This window comes from Bacillus sp. N13C7, assembly GCF_026790065.1.
In the GTDB taxonomy this organism is placed as follows: domain Bacteria; phylum Bacillota; class Bacilli; order Bacillales; family Bacillaceae; genus Bacillus.
The window spans coordinates 171,422-190,086 of the sequence record NZ_JALAMO010000001.1 but is presented as its reverse complement, the minus strand read 5'-3'; the positions used below and the strand labels follow the sequence as shown (position 1 = coordinate 190,086).

The following is an 18,665-nucleotide window of genomic DNA, read 5'->3' as shown; positions in this document are numbered from 1 at the left end:
TTATGTACATACAATCGGAGGTAAAACATGAGACATGACGGAAGACAACATGATGAGCTGCGCCCAATCACATTCGATTTGGATTTTATCAGCCATCCGGAAGGTTCTGTTCTAATAACAGCGGGAAATACAAAAGTAATCTGCAACGCGTCTGTTGAGGATCGCGTGCCGCCGTTTTTGCGGGGCGGGGGAAAAGGCTGGATTACTGCTGAATACAGCATGTTGCCGCGGGCAACAAACCAAAGAACAATCAGAGAATCTTCTAAGGGGAAAATTTCCGGCAGAACAATGGAAATTCAACGCCTGATCGGCCGCGCGCTTCGGGCAGTTGTAGATTTAGAAAAGCTCGGTGAACGGACGATTTGGATTGACTGTGATGTCATTCAGGCAGATGGCGGAACAAGAACAGCTTCCATCACAGGTGCATTTCTTGCCATGGCGATTGCGGTTGGCAAGCTGATCAAAGCGGGGACGGTCAAGACAAACCCAATCACTGATTTTCTTGCTGCGATCTCTGTCGGAATTGATAAGGAGCAGGGAATTTTGTTAGATTTAAATTATGAAGAAGATTCCTCCGCTGAAGTTGACATGAATGTCATTATGACAGGCAGCGGCCGCTTTGTGGAGCTGCAGGGAACCGGGGAAGAGGCGACTTTTTCAAGGGAGGATCTAAACGGTCTTCTCGGTCTTGCGGAACAAGGCATTCAGGAGCTGATTGACAAGCAAAAAGAAGTGCTGGGTGATTCTCTGCCAGAACTGAAATAAAGACAGAAAGGCTTGATCATCATGAAAGAAGCAATTATTGCGACACATAATCTGGGAAAAGTGAAGGAATTTAAAGAGATCCTTGAGCCAAAAGGCTATGATGTCAAATCTTTAGCTGAAATTGGCTTCACAGAAGAAATTGAGGAAACAGGCCATACGTTTGAAGAAAATGCCATACTGAAAGCAGAAGCTGTTGCCAAAGCAGTGAACAAAATGGTGATTGCGGACGACTCCGGTCTATCCATCGATAATCTTGGCGGCAGACCCGGGGTTTATTCAGCCCGTTATGCAGGGGAGCAGAAAGACGACCAGGCAAATATCGATAAAGTGCTCAGCGAGCTGAAAGGGATCGAAAAAGAACAGCGCACGGCCCGTTTCCGATGCGCACTTGCTGTGAGTATCCCAGGAGAGGAAACAAAAACAGTCGAAGGCCATGTGGAAGGATATATCGCTGATGAGCCCAGAGGAGAATACGGCTTTGGCTATGACCCAATCTTCATTGTGAAAGATAAAGATAAGACGATGGCCGAACTGACAAGTGATGAAAAAAATAAAATCAGCCATAGGGCTGACGCGCTTAAAAAGCTGGCTAAGCTTTTGGAGGCATAAGGGGGAACCTTGTAATGAACGTGCTGATTATCAGTGACAGCCATGGCCTTGAAGAAGAACTCCAAACCATCGCGAAACGACATGAAACAGAAGTTGATCTCATGATTCATTGCGGAGACTCTGAGCTTGATACCGGGCATCCGGCATTGGAGCCTTATGCGGTTGTCAAAGGCAATTGTGATTTTGCCGGCGATTTTAAGGACGAGCTTCTTCTGACTGCCGGTTCAAAAAAAATACTGGTCACGCACGGCCACCTTCATGGTATAAAACAGACCTTGTTAAACGTATACTATCGTGCAGAGGAGCTAGGAGCGGATATTATCTGTTTCGGCCATTCGCACATCGCGGGAAGCGAAGTGCTGCGCGGAAAACTGATGATTAATCCAGGCAGCATCCGGCTTCCTAGGGTGCGCAGGACAGAAAGCTATGCTATACTGACATTAGAAAATGATGCTGCGGCAGTGCGTTTTTACGACCAAGCAGGCCATGAAATTGAGGATCTGCAAAACCGGGTTACACTATGAAAATGTCATGAGGAAGAAAATTTTCTTCCTCATGAAAAAAATTCTAAAAAAACCGTTGACTTATTGTTGCATCCCATATATAATAAATCTTGTCGCTGATAGTTAAAGCGAAAAACAAAAAACAAAAAACAAAAAACAAAACATGTCCCAGTAGCTCAGCTGGATAGAGCAACGGCCTTCTAAGCCGTCGGTCGGGAGTTCGAATCTCTCCTGGGACGTACCAAAAGAAAAACCTCAAATCCTTAAGGATTTGAGGTTTTTTGTTGTCGGTTTATAATTTTTATTTGTTATTTAACGTATCATCATCCAAGCCGTCAACTTTTCCCTCTTTATTCAGGCGAGGTTCTTCTTTCTTCACCGTTTCAGAAATATGTTCATTTTCTTCAACAGTGCGTTTGCCGACAACCACTTCATCAGTGACAACCGGTTTTTTAGTCACTTCAAGCTTTTCCTCAACGATTGGAACTCTAATCTCTTCCGAATCGTTGACGGGAGAAGCATCGGCTTTATTTTCATCCACTGGACGGCGTTCGACATAAATTTCATCATGTCTCACAGGAATGTCCATATCTCTTTTTTCTGTTTTCACTTCTTTTCCTATCTCTACTTCACCGGTTTGAACGTCTTCCTTATCGACCTTCAGCTGTTCTTCCCGGAGCGGCATCGTTTTTTCTTCTTTCGTTGTATAATCCGCCATTTCATTTGTGCTTGAAAAAGCGCCTGAAAGGGCATTGCCGTTATCGATAGGAGCATTTACATCTGCATCTGCATCTGTATCGACGGCTACCAGAAGTTTCCCGTCATCCAAATCCTCTTGATACTTGTCTATTTCATCGGTTTTAATATCCAAGTCTGATAATGCTTTGCTGTGTGCAGCAGTATCATCCATTGTGAAATAATCTTTCAGTTTATCGAAAAAAGATTCAGAATCGCCCTCATGTGCATCGATGGCTTGATTGACTTCTGTTCCTGTTCGTGATTCAAGATAATCTGTATCTCGCCGGCTTGTCACAACAGAAATGTCGTCAGAATCATACCCTTTTGTTAATAAGCCTTCAATTGCTGCGATTGTTTCCTGCGGAGTTTCGTATACACCAACTATGCTTTTCATATCAATCTCCTCCTTTATCAATTTTACATTTTATCGTTCATGTCGTTTGTAATTCCCGCTGCTTTTTAAAATAAACAAAATTGAAAACATTCGTGTTTTTTCAGAGCAAATCTTTTATTCTATGAATTTCCTGAAAAATGAATATTCCGGAAATGATATGAAAAAATTCATAGTTATGCCGATATTTGTTAAGTAAAACAATTTAATAAAAGGAGTGTTTTCTTTTGAAAAAGTGGTTCATTGTTTTTTTCTTATTCGTTATTACGCTATGTCAATCGCTCCAGACAGTTAGCGCGGAAACGGTTGAATGGAAAGAAAGAGCAGATTTGCCTGAGCCGCGTGTCGGTGCAAGCAGCAGTGTAGTAGATGGAAAGATATATGTGATTGGTGGCGGGACGCAAAAACAAGGTACTTATGGGAATCAAACGTTTGTCTACGATCCTAAAACAAATGAATGGACAAAAAAAGCCGACATGCCCACAGAGAGGGGAGGAGCTGCGACTGTTACAGTTGAGGGTAAAATTTATGTCATGGGTGGAATGTCAAACGATGGAGCTGTCAACACAATAGAAGCATATGATCCAAAAAAAGATACGTGGGAGAAATTGGATGATCTTCCTTTTGAAAAAAAGGTTCCAGCTTATAAGATTTATGCAGAAGCTATTGGAAAGAAAATTTATGTTGTAGGTTATGAAAATAACTCATATGCAACCACTTACAGTTACGATCTCGAAACGAAGAAATGGGAGAAAAAACAGAAGTTAGATTATGAAGCAACTGCGGCTTCTACAGCGGTTATCGATAATAAACTATATATCCTTGGCGGAACGCAATTAATTCCCCAAATTGTTTATGTCTATGATCCAGAAAAAGATAGCTGGACAAAAAATGGTAAAGGATTTACAGCAGGATATTATTCTGCGCTTGTTTATAAAGGAAAAATACTGATGACAGGAGGTGTAAACCGAATTAAGGTGTACGATCCTAAAAGTCAATCGGTTACAGCAGTAACAAACCCTAAAGCCCCATACAGAATGGCTCATTCTTCTGCCATTATTGATGATACTCTTTACGTAATCGGTGGAAGAGAGGAAACATCCAGTTTTACTGGAAATGCAGCCTCTAATTTTAAATCAGTTATGTCAATTTCATTAAAGGATTTAAACATACCATTCGATTCGGAGGAGAGTCCGGGAGATAAGGATAAAGGATCAACAACACCTTCTGATCCTTCTGAGGATAATTCAGCAGAAGACGGAGACGCTCTCCTAGTTATCACAATGGTAAACGGTTTGCAAAAAGAGTATCAGCTTCCCATGAAAGAAGTGAACGGGTTCCTAAAATGGTACAAGCAACGTGATGCTGGAGAGGGACCAGGCTTTTATGAAATTGATGAGCATGACAACAACAAAGGGCCTTTTGAAAGTAAAAAGGATTATGTTGTGTTTAAGAACATTTTGATGTATGAAGTAAATAAATATAAATAATTCATACAAAAACCATCCAGTGCAGTGCTGGATGGTTTTTGTATAATAAAGCAATAACCGATTTTGTTAAGTGCTTTTTCTCAATTAAATTTTTGGGGAATTAGATTATATATAGGATAGATAAGAAATCCTCCCCTGCACGTATCTATCCTCATAAAAAACGCCTCACAATTTCTTCGTCATAAACATACTGTTCGGATCTTCAACATAGTCTGCAAAAGGTTCACAGTACTGAAAACCGAAGCTTTCATACAATTTTCTTGCCGGCTCAAATGAAGCCATTGAACCCGTTTCCAAGCTTAACCGCTCATAGCCTCGCTTCCCAGCCTCCTCTATGATGTGCTGGAGAATCTGTTTGGCAACGCCTTTTCTTAAAAAGGATGCAGACGTCCGCATTGATTTGATTTCTCCATGCCGGTTGTCCAGTTCTTTAAGCGCTCCGCAGCCGGCTAGTTCATCACCCTCCCATGCGCTCCAAAATGTGATTTCAGGCTCTTTGAGTCTTTCTAAACCTAAGGCGTGAATGCTTTCTGGCGGGGAGATGAGTGTCATGCTATGTAAATGCTCCTTCACAAGTGAGATCACTTGATGTCCAGTTAAATCATCTGTTTTTATATACAATTCTAGTTCCTCCTCAGAAACTTGTTGATTTGCAGAATGTATTTTCATTTCATCTTAATCATATTCCGTTCTGTTTCCAAATAGAAAGACAGAAAATCTGACAGTGGGATTATTCTTTAGAATGATTAGACGTTTCAAAGCAAAAAAAGAGCCGAAATAGATGTTCGGCCCTTGTGGTATTCTTTAATATCTAAAGCCTCCGTGTACACCGGCTGCTCCGCTGAATCCTCCGGTGTGCGTTGCCGGTATACTGAAACCGCCGCCATGGGCGCTATAGCCAGCACCTGCAAATTGCTGCCCGTAAAATCCTGAAGCATATGGAAATGAGGAGTACATAGCAGAGGGAGTGCTTAGCGGACTGTATGCTTGGCCGTACGGCTGTCCGTATCCAAAGCCTCCAAATGGCTGAAAGCCTTGCTGATAAAAGCCAGAAGCCGCCGGATAAAATGGCTGCGGCAAGCTGGGAAAGCCTGCGGGGAACCCTTGGATGTCAGCTAATGATTTATTCATCGTATCACCTTTTCTTTGCAAGATATCATTAATGTATGCAGGGGACTAAACGAAGTGCCTTTCCGTATTGAAATGGTTTGCAAGATGATCCGTCAGGCTGCAATGGATATGTGAATGATAGTGTGTTATAAAATATGCCATATTTATATCGAATTGAAAAATTCCGGTGTATTATTGATAGATTAATAAAAAAATTATAAAAACTTTTAACATTTGCAATTGCCTATGTACCAATAATGAAAGCGTATACAATATAGATTGATTAATCAAAATTGTCTAATAATTTTAAAAAATGCTGTTGACACTGCGTCCAAAGCGGCGTAATATGAGTTCAACAAAAGATAAACGCAAGCTTCACAAACACATTGATCGTAATTCGATCCTTAAAAAATCTGAACAAAAGTTATTCTTGAACAGCTGAAAAACTGTTTCGGAATACTGAATATGAAAAGCGCAGATGAGGATAAGTAGCCTTGCTGAAGTTTTCCACAGAGAACCGGGTTAGCTGAGAACCGGCGAAGCTTTACAAGGTGAACTCGCCTCAGAGTGCCAGTCTGAAACCATAGTAGGACTTGGCCGGGTGGACTTGATTCACTCGTTATTAAAGCGGATAGAAATATCCATGAGACGGCCGTATGACAGGCCGTAAACAAGGGTGGTACCGCGGAAAGAAGAGCCTTTTCGCCCCTTTTGGCTATCGCATTCACTGCGCGGCTGATTGTGGGCGGAAGGGCTTTTTTTATTGAATAATCAGCCATCTAGCTAATGTAAAGATGATCTTTAGAGGATGAAAATCCAAAAGGAGGAACTAAAAATGGGGACTAATGTACATGTGGATTCAGCATCTGCCAAATGTACACAGACGATGAGCGGAGCATTAATGCTGATTGAATCATTAAAAAAAGAGAAAGTAGAAATGATATTCGGTTATCCGGGCGGGGCAGTACTCCCAATCTATGATAAGCTCTACAATTCTGGGATGGTGCATATCCTTCCCCGTCACGAACAAGGTGCGATTCATGCAGCGGAAGGATACGCAAGAGTATCTGGAAAACCGGGTGTCGTCATTGCCACGTCAGGACCGGGGGCAACAAACCTCGTTACAGGCCTTGCGGATGCCATGATTGATTCATTGCCATTAGTTGTCTTTACAGGACAGGTAGCGACCTCCGTTATCGGCAGCGATGCATTTCAGGAAGCGGACATTTTAGGAATTACCATGCCGGTGACAAAACACAGCTACCAGGTTCGCCAGCCGGAAGATCTGCCGCGCATCATTAAAGAAGCGTTCCATATTGCAACAACTGGAAGACCCGGACCTGTATTGATTGATATTCCGAAAGATGTAGCAACAATTGAAGGAGAATTCAGCTACGATCACGAGATGAATCTCCCGGGCTACCAGCCGACAACAGAGCCGAATTATTTGCAGATCCGCAAGCTTGTGGAAGCAGTAAGCAGCGCAAAGAAACCGGTAATCCTGGCTGGTGCGGGCGTACTGCACGGAAAAGCGTCAGAAGAATTAAAAAATTATGCCGAACAGCAGCAAATCCCTGTGGCACACACCCTGTTGGGGCTCGGGGGATTCCCGGCAGACCATCCGCTTTTCTTAGGAATGGCGGGTATGCACGGCACTTATACAGCGAACATGGCCCTTCATGACTGTGATCTATTAATCAGTATCGGCGCCCGTTTTGATGACCGCGTCACCGGAAACCTGAAGCATTTTGCGAGAAACGCAAAGATTGCCCACATTGATATTGATCCGGCTGAAATCGGAAAAATCATGGAAACACAGATTCCTGTAGTCGGAGACAGCAAAATTGTCCTGCAGGAGCTGATCAAACAAGACGGCAAACAAAGCGATTCAAGCGAATGGAAAAAACAGCTCGCCGAATGGAAAGAAGAGTACCCGCTCTGGTATGTAGATAATGAAGAAGAGGGTTTTAAACCTCAGAAATTGATTGAATATATTCATCAATTTACAAATGGAGAAGCCATTGTCGCAACGGATGTCGGCCAGCATCAAATGTGGTCAGCCCAATTTTATCCTTTCCAAAAAGCAGATAGATGGGTCACATCAGGCGGACTTGGAACGATGGGATTCGGCCTTCCGGCAGCGATCGGCGCACAGCTGGCTGATAAAGATGCTACTGTTGTGGCAGTTCTCGGAGACGGCGGTTTTCAAATGACGCTCCAAGAACTTGATGTCATTCGCGAATTGAATCTTCCAGTCAAAGTCGTGATTTTAAATAACGCTTGTCTCGGAATGGTCAGACAGTGGCAGGAAATTTTCTATGAAGAACGCTATTCAGAATCTAAATTCGCTTCTCAGCCTGACTTTGTCAAATTGTCAGAAGCATATGGCATTAAAGGCATGAGAATTTCATCAGAAGCGGAAGCGAAAGAAAAGCTGGAAGAGGCATTAACTTCAAGAGAACCTGTTGTTATTGACGTGCGGGTGGCCAGAGAAGAAAAAGTATTCCCGATGGTGGCTCCGGGGAAAGGGCTGCATGAAATGGTGGGGGTGAAACCTTGAAAAGAATTATCACATTGACTGTGGTGAACCGTTCCGGTGTGTTAAACCGGATCACCGGTCTATTTACAAAAAGACATTACAACATTGAAAGCATTACAGTTGGACACACAGAAACAACCGGCGTTTCCAGAATCACCTTTGTGGTTCACGTTGAAGGAGAAAATGATGTTGAACAGCTGACAAAGCAGCTCAACAAACAGATTGATGTGCTAAAAGTCACAGACATCACAAATCAATCGATTGTCCAGAGGGAGCTGGCCTTAATCAAGGTCGTTTCCGCACCGTCAACGAGATCAGAGATTAATGGAATCATAGAACCGTTCAGAGCCTCTGTTGTTGATGTCAGCAGAGACAGCATCGTTGTTCAGGTGACAGGCGAATCTAACAAAATTGAAGCGCTTATTGAATTGTTAAAACCTTATGGCATTAAAGAAATCGCGAGAACAGGTACAACGGCTTTTGCGAGGGGAACCCAGCAAAAGGCGTCATCCAATAAAACAATATCAATTGTATAAAACATAACAAGGGAGAGATTGAAATGGTAAAAGTATATTATAACGGTGATATCAAAGAGAACGTATTGGCTGGAAAAACAGTAGCGGTTATCGGATACGGTTCACAAGGCCACGCACATGCCCTGAACCTTAAAGAAAGCGGAGTTGACGTGATCGTCGGTGTTAGACAAGGAAAATCTTTCACTCAGGCTCAAGAAGACGGTCATAAAGTATTTTCAGTAAAAGAAGCGGCAGCCCAAGCTGAAATCATCATGGTTTTGCTTCCTGATGAACAGCAGCAAAAAGTATATGAAGCTGAAATTAAAGATGAATTGACAGCTGGAAAATCATTGGTGTTTGCTCACGGATTTAACGTTCATTTCCATCAAATTGTTCCTCCGGCAGATGTAGATGTATTCTTGGTAGCGCCTAAAGGCCCGGGACACCTGGTAAGAAGAACATACGAGCAAGGTGCTGGCGTACCGGCATTGTTCGCGATTTATCAAGATGTGACGGGAGAAGCAAGAGACAAAGCCCTTGCATATGCAAAAGGAATTGGCGGCGCAAGAGCGGGCGTTTTGGAAACAACATTTAAGGAAGAAACAGAAACAGATTTGTTCGGTGAGCAAGCAGTTCTTTGCGGCGGATTGAGCGCTCTGGTAAAAGCTGGATTTGAAACATTAACTGAAGCGGGTTATCAGCCTGAACTTGCATACTTTGAGTGTCTGCACGAGCTGAAATTAATCGTAGACCTTATGTACGAAGAAGGACTTGCAGGAATGAGATATTCAATCTCTGACACAGCACAGTGGGGGGATTTCGTATCAGGGCCTCGCGTTGTTGATGCTAAAGTAAAAGAGTCTATGAAAGAAGTATTAAAAGATATTCAAAACGGTACATTCGCAAAAGAGTGGATCGTCGAAAACCAAGTAAACCGTCCTCGTTTCAACGCCATCAATGCGAGCGAGAACGAACATCAAATCGAAGTGGTGGGAAGAAAGCTTCGTGAAATGATGCCGTTTGTGAAACAAGGCAAGAAGAAGGAAGCGGTGGTCTCCGTTGCGCAAAATTAATTTTTTCGATACGACGCTTCGTGATGGTGAACAGTCCCCTGGCGTGAACTTAAATACACAGGAGAAACTTGCCATAGCTAAGCAGCTCGAAAGACTCGGGGCAGATATCATTGAAGCGGGGTTTCCCGCTTCGTCCCGAGGTGACTTTTTAGCTGTTCAGGAAATTGCGAGAACCATTAAAAATTGTTCAGTGACTGGTCTTGCCCGTTGCGTAAAAGGTGATATTGATGCCGCTTGGGAAGCGTTAAAGGATGGCGCTCAACCAAGAATTCACGTATTTATTGCCACATCGGACATTCATTTGAAACACAAACTGAAAATGACTCGTGAGCAAGTGATAGAAAGAGCAGTTGGAATGGTGAAATACGCAAAAGAGCGCTTTCCCGTTGTGCAATGGTCAGCTGAAGATGCCTGTCGGACTGAACTGCCGTTTTTAGCAGAAATCGTCGAGAAAGTCATTGACGCAGGCGCCAGTGTTATCAATCTTCCAGACACGGTCGGCTACCTGGCTCCAGCGGAATACGGAAATATCTTTAAATATATGAAGGAAAACGTTCCGAACATTTACAAAGCAAAGCTTTCGGCCCACTGTCATGATGATTTGGGAATGGCAGTCGCAAACTCTCTTTCCGCCATTGAAAATGGCGCTGATCAAATTGAATGTGCTGTGAACGGCATCGGTGAAAGAGCCGGAAATGCGGCATTAGAGGAAATTGCCGTCGCCCTTCATATCAGAAAAGATTTCTATCAAGTTGAAACAGGCATTACATTGAACGAGATTAAGCGTACAAGCGATTTAGTAAGCAAGCTGACAGGTATGGCTGTTCCGCGTAATAAAGCGGTTGTTGGCGATAATGCCTTTGCTCATGAATCAGGCATCCATCAGGACGGCTTCTTAAAAGAAAAGTCCACTTATGAAATTATTTCACCGGAGCTTGTCGGTGTAACAGCAGATGCGCTTGTCCTGGGAAAACATTCCGGACGCCATGCATTTAAAGACCGGCTGACGGCTTTAGGATTCCAATTTGATAGTGACGAGATTAATAAATTCTTTACGATGTTCAAAGAGTTGACTGAGAAGAAAAAAGAAATTACTGATGAGGATCTTGTTTCTCTTATTTTAGAAGAAAAAGTAACAGACCGCAAGATTGGGTATGAATTTCTTTCCCTGCAAGTGCATTACGGAACAAGCCAGGTTCCTACGGCTACGCTTTCTTTGAAAAATCAAGAAAACGCAGAGCTAATTCAGGAAGCAGCAACTGGAGCCGGGAGCGTGGAAGCAATTTACAACACGCTTGAGCGCTGCATTGATAAAGACGTGGAGCTCTTGGACTACCGCATTCAATCCAATAGAAAAGGCGAAGACGCATTTGCCCAGGTGTATGTAAGAGTTTTGGTGAATGGAAAAGAATCAGCAGGGCGGGGCATAGCGCAAGACGTATTGGAAGCTTCAGCGAAAGCCTATTTGAACGCAGTCAACCGTCAATTGGTTTTCCAATCGAATATGAGCGGACTGAAAAACCATACAGCTGTCGGATCATAAAAGAAAGGAGAACGGTTAACTTGAAGAAACGTATTGCTCTATTGCCCGGAGACGGGATCGGCCCTGAAGTATTAGAATCAGCGACAGACGTACTGAAAAGTGTTGCCGAACGATTTAATCATGAATTTGAATTTGAATATGGCCTAATTGGAGGGGCAGCGATTGATGAACATAACAATCCCCTCCCGGAGGAAACCGTTGCGGCTTGTAAGAATGCAGACGCTATATTGCTTGGCGCTGTCGGCGGACCGAAATGGGATCAAAACCCTTCGGAGCTGAGACCGGAAAAAGGGCTGCTCAACATCAGAAAACAGCTTGATTTGTTTGCTAATTTACGTCCTGTGAAGGTGTTTGAAAGCCTTTCTGACGCTTCGCCTTTGAAAAAAGAATATATTGATAACGTTGATTTTGTTATCGTCCGTGAGCTGACAGGTGGTTTGTATTTCGGCCAGCCGAGCAAACGCTATGTAAACACTGAAGGTGAGCAGGAAGCGGTAGACACGCTGTTTTATAAGCGGACGGAAATTGAACGCGTGATCAGAGAGGGCTTTAAAATGGCAGCAGCCAGAAAAGGAAAAGTAACCTCTGTTGATAAAGCAAACGTTCTGGAATCAAGCAGACTGTGGCGTGAAGTGGCTGAGGACGTTGCAAAAGACTTTCCTGATGTGAAGCTGGAGCACATGCTTGTGGATAACGCGGCCATGCAGCTGATTTATGCACCAAATCAATTTGATGTCGTGGTGACTGAAAATATGTTTGGAGACATTTTAAGCGATGAAGCGTCCATGCTTACAGGCTCACTCGGAATGCTCCCGTCAGCCAGCCTATCAAGCTCAGGTCTTCATCTGTTTGAGCCTGTTCATGGCTCCGCGCCTGACATAGCCGGCAAAGGGATGGCAAATCCATTCGCGGCCATATTGTCAGCGGCAATGCTTTTGAGAACATCTTTCGGGCTCAAAGAGGAAGCGAAAACTGTAGAAGATGCGGTTAACAAAGTATTGGCTTCCGGAAAAAGAACAAGAGACTTGGCACGAGGCGAAGAGTTCAGCAGCACTCAGGCCATTACAGAGGAAGTTAAGGCAGCAATAATGTGTGAAAATACTATTTCTAATGTGTGACAGCTTACGTTAAGCGGTCTTAGTTCATAGGTAGAGGGAGGAAACAAAAGATGATGCCTCGAACAATCATCGAAAAGATTTGGGATCAGCATATTGTAAAACATGGTGAGGGAAAACCGGATCTTCTCTATATTGATTTGCATCTTATTCATGAGGTGACGTCTCCTCAGGCATTTGAAGGGTTGAGACAAAAGGGAAGAAAGGTCAGAAGACCCCAGAATACATTTGCGACAATGGACCACAACATCCCAACTGTCAATCGCTTTGAGATAAAGGATGAAGTGGCGAAACGCCAAGTGACGGCACTTGAACGAAACTGTGAAGAATTTGGCGTGCGCCTTGCCGATCTTCACAGTGTAGACCAAGGGATTGTGCATGTCGTCGGCCCTGAACTGGGATTAACCCTTCCAGGGAAAACGATTGTATGCGGCGACAGCCATACATCAACACATGGCGCATTCGGCGCTCTTGCATTCGGAATCGGGACGAGTGAAGTTGAACATGTCCTTTCCACACAGACACTCTGGCAGCAGCGCCCGAAAACACTTGAAGTGCGTGTAGACGGAACGCTTCAAAAAGGGGTAACGGCAAAGGATGTCATTCTTGCTGTCATTGGCAAATACGGTGTGAAATTCGGAACTGGCTACGTCATTGAATACACTGGGGAAGTATTCAGAAATATGACGATGGATGAGCGGATGACCGTTTGTAACATGTCAATTGAAGCAGGGGCGAGAGCAGGTTTGATTGCACCTGACGAGGTGACATTTGAATATTGCAAAAATCGCAAGTACACGCCAAAAGGCGAAGAATTTGACAAGGCAGTAGAGGAATGGAAAGCGCTGCGCACAGACCCGGGCGCTGTTTATGATAAATCTATCGTCCTTAACGGCAACGAAATTTCACCTATGGTGACTTGGGGCATCAACCCGGGAATGGTTCTTCCTGTCGATTCTGAAATTCCTGCGCCGGAAAGCTTTTCCGCGGAAGATGACAAAAAAGAAGCGATTCGCGCTTATGAATATATGGGGCTGACTCCTCATCAGAAAATTGAAGACATCAAAGTGGAGCACGTATTTATCGGTTCCTGCACAAATTCCCGCATGACTGACCTACGTCAGGCTGCTGGTATGATCAAAGGGAAGAAGGTAGCGGACAGCGTAAGAGCCATCGTCGTTCCCGGATCCCAAAGCGTAAAGCTTCAGGCTGAAAAAGAAGGGTTGGACCAAATTTTCTTGGAAGCTGGATTTGAATGGAGAGAATCAGGCTGCAGCATGTGTTTAAGCATGAATAATGACGTTGTTCCTGAGGGAGAGCGCTGTGCGTCCACTTCTAACCGTAACTTTGAGGGCAGACAAGGAAAAGGGGCAAGAACACATCTCGTCAGCCCGGCAATGGCTGCGATGGCCGCCATTCACGGACACTTCGTTGATGTCAGAAAGTTTTATCAGGAAAAAACAGTTGTGTAAGGAGTGCGCGAGATGGAACCTTTGAAAACACATACGGGGAAAGCAGCCGTATTAAATCGTATCAATGTTGACACAGACCAGATTATTCCTAAACAATTTTTGAAGAGAATTGAAAGAACAGGCTATGGCCGATTTGCATTCTTTGACTGGAGATATGATGCGAACGGTGAACCGAACCCTGAATTTGAATTAAATCAGCCAGCTTACCAAGGCGCTTCCATATTAATAGCAGGAGAAAATTTCGGCTGCGGGTCATCACGTGAACATGCTCCGTGGGCGCTTGATGATTATGGATTTAAAATCATTATTGCGCCGTCATTTGCTGATATATTCCACCAGAACTGCTTTAAAAACGGTATGCTGCCAATTCGCATGCCATATGACAATTGGAAAAAGCTTGTCGGCCAGTATGAAAACCAGTCACTGCAGATGACTGTTGATCTTGAGAATCAGCTTATTCATGATAGTGAAGGCAATCAAATTTCATTTGAAGTTGATCCGCATTGGAAAGAGATGCTTATCAACGGCTATGATGAAATTTCATTAACGCTCTTGCTTGAAGATGAAATCAAGCGGTTTGAATCACAGAGAAGCTCTTGGCTTCAAGCCTGAAAAAGCTGCCGGCAATTGTCCGGCAGCTTTTTTTGCCTGATGAAACCTTTCATTTCTTGTGTTTGTTCACAGGTGTTGATACACTTGAACAAAATAAATGCCTGAAAGGAATATAGGTATGACGCATGACAAGAAGAACGCAAAAATTATTCCTTTTCCTCATCTAAAAGACCGTCTTGTGGAAAAAGGGATGTCATCACTGAAGGAAAAAAAGTATCAAGAAGCGCTTGAGCTGTTTTCGGAAGCGATGAAATATGATGATACTGAATCTGATCTTCACTTAGGGATGGCCATCTGCTTTTTAGAGCTGGGCGAATTGGAAGAGGCAAAAAGCGTGTGCGAGAAGATGCTTAAAGAAGGCTACGGCCATTACTTTACCGTTTTGCAGGTGTACATGACCATCTTAATTCAGCTCAAAAAATACGATGAAGTCAAAAGCACGATTGAAGCCGTTTTGGAAGAAAACCAGCTGCCTGCGGAAAGTGCCGAGCAATTTTATAAGCTGCTTGATTTCAGCCGTAAAATGACCGATCCGGATCGTGAAGACGAGGCTTGGGCCGAGGAGTATGAGGATACAATTGACACGGAGAAAGTGCTGGCAAGCCCTGAGGAGCAAATGAATTTAATTCATTCCTTAAAAGACCGCAATGTAGCGAAGTATACAGGACTGCTGAAGACAATTCTTCAAGACCCGTCAGCTCATCCGATTATCAAAACGATGATTGTCATGCTATTGGCGGAGCACGAGTATAGCAAACCTGTGCATATTACGAAATTTGGCGAGTCGATGACAATTGAACCGTCTGAAATTGTCCCTCCAGATGCTGCGCCGATTTTGCACCGCGTTCTCAGGGTTCTGGATGAGACGCTCGGAAATGAAAACCCTACTTTATATGCGGCAGTAGAAGAACTGTGGAGAAGACATTTGTACGTTTTATATCCGTTCCAGCCAAAATTGCTGTCGGCCGATCTTTGGGCGGCTGCCCTGCATAAAGTCGGTTACGAGATGCACGGGATTGAAATTGAAAGAGAAGAACTTCATATGATGTATGAGTTTACCGACAGAGAACTCGACGAAGCGTGCACAATGATAAAAGATATTGAAGAAATTTCTTATTTGTAAATCGCGCCATATAGTTGAAAGCGGTATGTGTTATGTTATAATATAATGGTTGTATTTGTGTATAACGGGTTATAAGAAATACGGTTGGACAGGCTTTACAGTTCATTATTCACATCTATACATAATGATTCTGATCTTTGGCAGCTTTGTTTTTGTTGGACGAAGCCGAATGATTGCTTTAGAATGGAAGACCGACACAACCTGAATAGATTTTTGGAGGGAAACACATGTCTGTAAAATGGGAAAAACAAGAAGGCAACGAAGGCGTTTTAACGGTTGAAGTTGATGCTGAAACGTTTAAAACAGCACTTGATGATGCATTTAAAAAAGTAGTGAAACAAGTTTCAATTCCTGGATTCCGTAAAGGTAAAATTCCTCGCGGATTATTCGAACAGCGCTTTGGCGTAGAAGCTCTTTACCAAGATGCTTTGGATATTCTTCTTCCTGTAGAATATCCTAAAGCGGTTGAAGAAGCTGGAATCGAGCCTGTAGACCGTCCTGAAATCGATGTTGAAAAAATCGAAAAAGGCGAAAGCTTAATCTTCACTGCGAAAGTAACAGTAAAACCTGAAGTGAAGCTTGGCGAATACAAAGGCCTAGGCATTGAAAAAGACGACACAGCTGTAACTGACGAAGATGTTCAAAACGAACTAACAGCGCTTCAAGAGCGTCAAGCTGAGCTTGTTGTAAAAGAAGAAGGCGCTGTTGAAGAAGGAAACACAGTTGTTCTTGATTTCGAAGGATTCGTTGATGGCGAAGCATTCGAAGGCGGAAAAGCTGAAAACTACTCTCTAGAAGTAGGTTCTGGGTCATTCATCCCTGGTTTCGAAGATCAGTTAATCGGCCTTGAAGCGGGTGCTGAGAAGGATGTTGAAGTGACATTCCCTGAAGAGTATCACGCTGAAGAGCTTGCAGGCAAACCAGCTGTATTCAAAGTGAAAATTCACGAAATCAAAGCGAAAGAGCTTCCTGAACTTGATGATGAATTCGCAAAAGATATCGATGAAGAAGTGGAAACACTTGCTGAATTGACTGAGAAAACAAAGAAACGTTTAGAAGAAGCAAAAGAAAACGAAGCTGATGCTAAATTGCGTGAAGAGCTTGTTCTGAAAGCTTCTGAAAATGCTGAAATCGATGTGCCGCAAGCGATGATCGACACTGAGCTTGACCGCATGCTGAAAGAATTCGAACAGCGTCTGCAAATGCAAGGCATGAACCTTGAGCTTTACACTCAATTCTCAGGTCAAGATGAAGCTGCGTTAAAAGAGCAAATGAAAGAAGATGCTGAAAAACGCGTAAAATCTAACCTGACTCTTGAGGCGATTGCGAAAGCGGAAAACCTTGAAGTATCAGATGAGGAAGTTGATGCTGAGCTTTCTAAAATGGCTGAAGCATACAACATGCCTGTTGAAAATATTAAACAAGCCATCGGTTCTACTGACGCGATGAAAGAAGATTTAAAAGTTCGCAAAGCAATTGATTTTCTTGTAGAAAACCGTTAATATGGTGCATAATAATAGTAATAATAAAACAGGGCGCGAATCATTCGTGCCTTGTTTTGTACAATTATGATATATCTCTTTTTCTTGGGGCAAGATAGTTAATGCAGGGCTGCTTTTTGTCATACATATAGAATGTGCTAGTCAGAAACACATTGTTACCGTCTTTTTGGAAAGTATGGTAAAATGCAATACATACTCGTTCGTTTCAAGAATCATTTTCTTTTGCTCTGCCGGTAAAAGAAAAAGTGAGACAAGATTAAGGGGTGAAAGAATGTTTAAATTTAACGAGGAAAAAGGACAATTAAAATGCTCGTTCTGCGGAAAAACACAAGATCAGGTTCGTAAGCTTGTAGCAGGACCTGGTGTATATATATGTGACGAATGTATCGAACTCTGCACTGAAATTGTGGAGGAAGAACTCGGAACTGAAGAAGAAGTTGAATTTAAAGACGTACCAAAGCCTCAGGAAATCCGCGAAATTCTGAATGAATATGTCATCGGCCAGGATCAAGCGAAAAAATCACTTGCTGTTGCTGTGTATAACCACTATAAGCGCATTAACTCCAACAGCAAAGTTGATGATGTTGAGCTTTCGAAAAGTAATATCTCATTAATCGGCCCTACAGGAAGCGGTAAAACCCTTCTGGCGCAAACATTGGCTCGCATTTTAAATGTGCCGTTTGCGATTGCAGACGCTACGTCTTTAACTGAAGCTGGATACGTGGGTGAAGATGTAGAGAATATTCTCTTGAAGCTCATCCAAGCTGCCGATTATGATGTGGAAAAAGCCGAAAAAGGCATTATCTATATTGATGAAATCGATAAAGTGGCAAGAAAATCAGAAAACCCGTCTATTACACGTGATGTGTCAGGTGAAGGTGTACAGCAGGCGCTGCTTAAAATTCTTGAGGGTACAGTGGCAAGCGTGCCGCCTCAAGGAGGACGTAAGCATCCTCATCAAGAATTCATTCAAATCGACACAACAAATATTTTGTTCATTTGCGGCGGTGCTTTCGATGGTATCGAACAAATCATCAAACGCCGTTTAGGCCAAAAAGTGATTGGATTCGGTGCGGACAATAAAGCTGCTGATCTTGAGAAAGAAGACCTTCTTTCAAAAGTGCTTCCTGAAGATTTGCTTCGCTTCGGGTTAATTCCTGAATTCATCGGACGTCTTCCGGTTATCGCAAGCCTTGAAAAACTTGACGAGGAAGCTTTAGTTGCGATCTTAACAAAACCGAAAAACGCTCTTGTTAAGCAATTCAAAAAAATGCTTGAGCTTGACAACGTTGAGCTTGAGTTTGAAGAAGAAGCGCTTTCTGAAATTGCTAAAAAAGCAATTGAACGCAAGACTGGCGCGCGCGGACTCCGTTCTATCATTGAAGGCATCATGCTTGATGTGATGTTTGAGCTGCCTTCTCGTGATGACATTGAAAAATGTGTAATTACCGGCGCAACGGTGACACATGGAGAGCCGCCTCGCCTCTTATTAAAAGACGGCACTGAGGCAAGCCAAGATAAAACATCTGCATAATGTTAAGCACGAACCTCCTGAATGGTGACAT

The 18,665-nt window shown here is 43.2% G+C and carries 17 protein-coding genes, 1 tRNA gene and 1 other annotated feature; of the genes, 15 read left to right on the top strand and 3 right to left on the bottom strand.

Annotated features, from left to right (window positions below; all coding sequences use genetic code 11):
• Positions 1–27 precede the first annotated feature (27 nt).
• The 4 genes from rph (at position 28) to MOB98_RS00975 (ending at position 2,116) form a co-directional block, all read left to right on the top strand.
• Entirely contained in the window at positions 28–765 is a 738-nt protein-coding gene (rph, locus tag MOB98_RS00990) for a ribonuclease PH (RefSeq protein WP_268359113.1), read from the top strand.
• A gap of 12 nt (positions 766–777) precedes the next feature.
• Positions 778–1,374 carry an XTP/dITP diphosphatase gene (locus MOB98_RS00985; RefSeq protein WP_268359115.1) on the top strand — a complete coding sequence of 199 codons (597 nt, stop codon included), beginning with the start codon at positions 778–780 and terminating at the stop codon, positions 1,372–1,374.
• Positions 1,375–1,388: 14 nt separating this feature from the next.
• The gene (locus MOB98_RS00980) at positions 1,389–1,898 is read left to right on the top strand and encodes a metallophosphoesterase (RefSeq protein ID WP_268359118.1); all 510 of its coding nucleotides are present in this window, start codon (positions 1,389–1,391) and stop codon (positions 1,896–1,898) included.
• A 144-nt stretch (positions 1,899–2,042) separates the two neighbouring features.
• A tRNA-Arg gene (locus MOB98_RS00975) sits at positions 2,043–2,116 on the top strand.
• A gap of 62 nt (positions 2,117–2,178) precedes the next feature.
• Here MOB98_RS00975 and MOB98_RS00970 read toward each other — a convergent pair.
• Positions 2,179–3,009 (bottom strand): YsnF/AvaK domain-containing protein, encoded by an 831-nt coding sequence (locus tag MOB98_RS00970; RefSeq protein WP_268367073.1) that lies wholly within the window; start codon positions 3,007–3,009, stop codon positions 2,179–2,181.
• A gap of 224 nt (positions 3,010–3,233) precedes the next feature.
• Between MOB98_RS00970 and MOB98_RS00965 the strand changes: the two genes are divergently transcribed.
• Positions 3,234–4,496 carry a Kelch repeat-containing protein gene (locus tag MOB98_RS00965; RefSeq protein WP_268362616.1) on the top strand — a complete coding sequence of 421 codons (1,263 nt, stop codon included), beginning with the start codon at positions 3,234–3,236 and terminating at the stop codon, positions 4,494–4,496.
• A gap of 165 nt (positions 4,497–4,661) precedes the next feature.
• Here MOB98_RS00965 and MOB98_RS00960 read toward each other — a convergent pair whose 3' ends face one another.
• Positions 4,662–5,117 (bottom strand): GNAT family N-acetyltransferase, encoded by a 456-nt coding sequence (locus tag MOB98_RS00960; RefSeq protein ID WP_268362614.1) that lies wholly within the window; start codon positions 5,115–5,117, stop codon positions 4,662–4,664.
• 183 nt (positions 5,118–5,300) lie between these two features.
• A complete protein-coding gene (locus MOB98_RS00955) occupies positions 5,301–5,627 on the bottom strand; it encodes a hypothetical protein (protein WP_268362613.1) in 327 nt (108 codons plus the stop codon).
• Positions 5,628–6,072: 445 nt separating this feature from the next.
• Positions 6,073–6,319, top strand: a binding site (T-box leader).
• A gap of 122 nt (positions 6,320–6,441) precedes the next feature.
• Here MOB98_RS00955 and ilvB point away from each other — a divergent pair.
• The 10 genes from ilvB to clpX all read left to right on the top strand — a co-directional run bounded on the left by ilvB (position 6,442) and on the right by clpX (position 18,634).
• Complete coding sequence (ilvB, locus tag MOB98_RS00950) at positions 6,442–8,166, top strand: acetolactate synthase large subunit (protein WP_268362610.1); 1,725 nt, start codon at positions 6,442–6,444, stop codon at positions 8,164–8,166.
• Positions 8,163–8,681 carry an acetolactate synthase small subunit gene (gene ilvN, locus MOB98_RS00945; RefSeq protein WP_003222543.1) on the top strand — a complete coding sequence of 173 codons (519 nt, stop codon included), beginning with the start codon at positions 8,163–8,165 and terminating at the stop codon, positions 8,679–8,681. Before ilvB ends, ilvN begins: the two co-directional genes overlap by 4 nt.
• Positions 8,682–8,704: 23 nt before the next feature.
• Positions 8,705–9,733 (top strand): ketol-acid reductoisomerase, encoded by a 1,029-nt coding sequence (ilvC, locus tag MOB98_RS00940; protein ID WP_003222549.1) that lies wholly within the window; start codon positions 8,705–8,707, stop codon positions 9,731–9,733.
• Complete coding sequence (locus MOB98_RS00935; protein ID WP_268362607.1) at positions 9,720–11,276, top strand: 2-isopropylmalate synthase; 1,557 nt, start codon at positions 9,720–9,722, stop codon at positions 11,274–11,276. The genes ilvC and MOB98_RS00935 overlap by 14 nt, the downstream gene beginning before the upstream one ends.
• 20 nt (positions 11,277–11,296) lie before the next feature.
• Positions 11,297–12,394 carry a 3-isopropylmalate dehydrogenase gene (gene leuB, locus MOB98_RS00930; RefSeq protein ID WP_268362606.1) on the top strand — a complete coding sequence of 366 codons (1,098 nt, stop codon included), beginning with the start codon at positions 11,297–11,299 and terminating at the stop codon, positions 12,392–12,394.
• A gap of 50 nt (positions 12,395–12,444) precedes the next feature.
• Positions 12,445–13,863 carry a 3-isopropylmalate dehydratase large subunit gene (gene leuC / locus MOB98_RS00925; RefSeq protein WP_268362603.1) on the top strand — a complete coding sequence of 473 codons (1,419 nt, stop codon included), beginning with the start codon at positions 12,445–12,447 and terminating at the stop codon, positions 13,861–13,863.
• 12 nt (positions 13,864–13,875) lie between these two features.
• Entirely contained in the window at positions 13,876–14,475 is a 600-nt protein-coding gene (gene leuD, locus MOB98_RS00920; protein ID WP_268362601.1) for a 3-isopropylmalate dehydratase small subunit, read from the top strand.
• A 118-nt stretch (positions 14,476–14,593) separates the two neighbouring features.
• Positions 14,594–15,598 (top strand): DNA damage checkpoint antagonist DdcA, encoded by a 1,005-nt coding sequence (gene ddcA, locus MOB98_RS00915; RefSeq protein ID WP_268363053.1) that lies wholly within the window; start codon positions 14,594–14,596, stop codon positions 15,596–15,598.
• A 227-nt stretch (positions 15,599–15,825) separates the two neighbouring features.
• Positions 15,826–17,100, top strand: a complete 1,275-nt coding sequence (gene tig, locus MOB98_RS00910) for a trigger factor (RefSeq protein ID WP_268367074.1) — start codon at positions 15,826–15,828, stop codon at positions 17,098–17,100.
• Positions 17,101–17,371: 271 nt separating this feature from the next.
• The gene (gene clpX, locus MOB98_RS00905; protein ID WP_268362585.1) at positions 17,372–18,634 is read left to right on the top strand and encodes an ATP-dependent protease ATP-binding subunit ClpX; all 1,263 of its coding nucleotides are present in this window, start codon (positions 17,372–17,374) and stop codon (positions 18,632–18,634) included.
• Positions 18,635–18,665 lie beyond the last annotated feature (31 nt).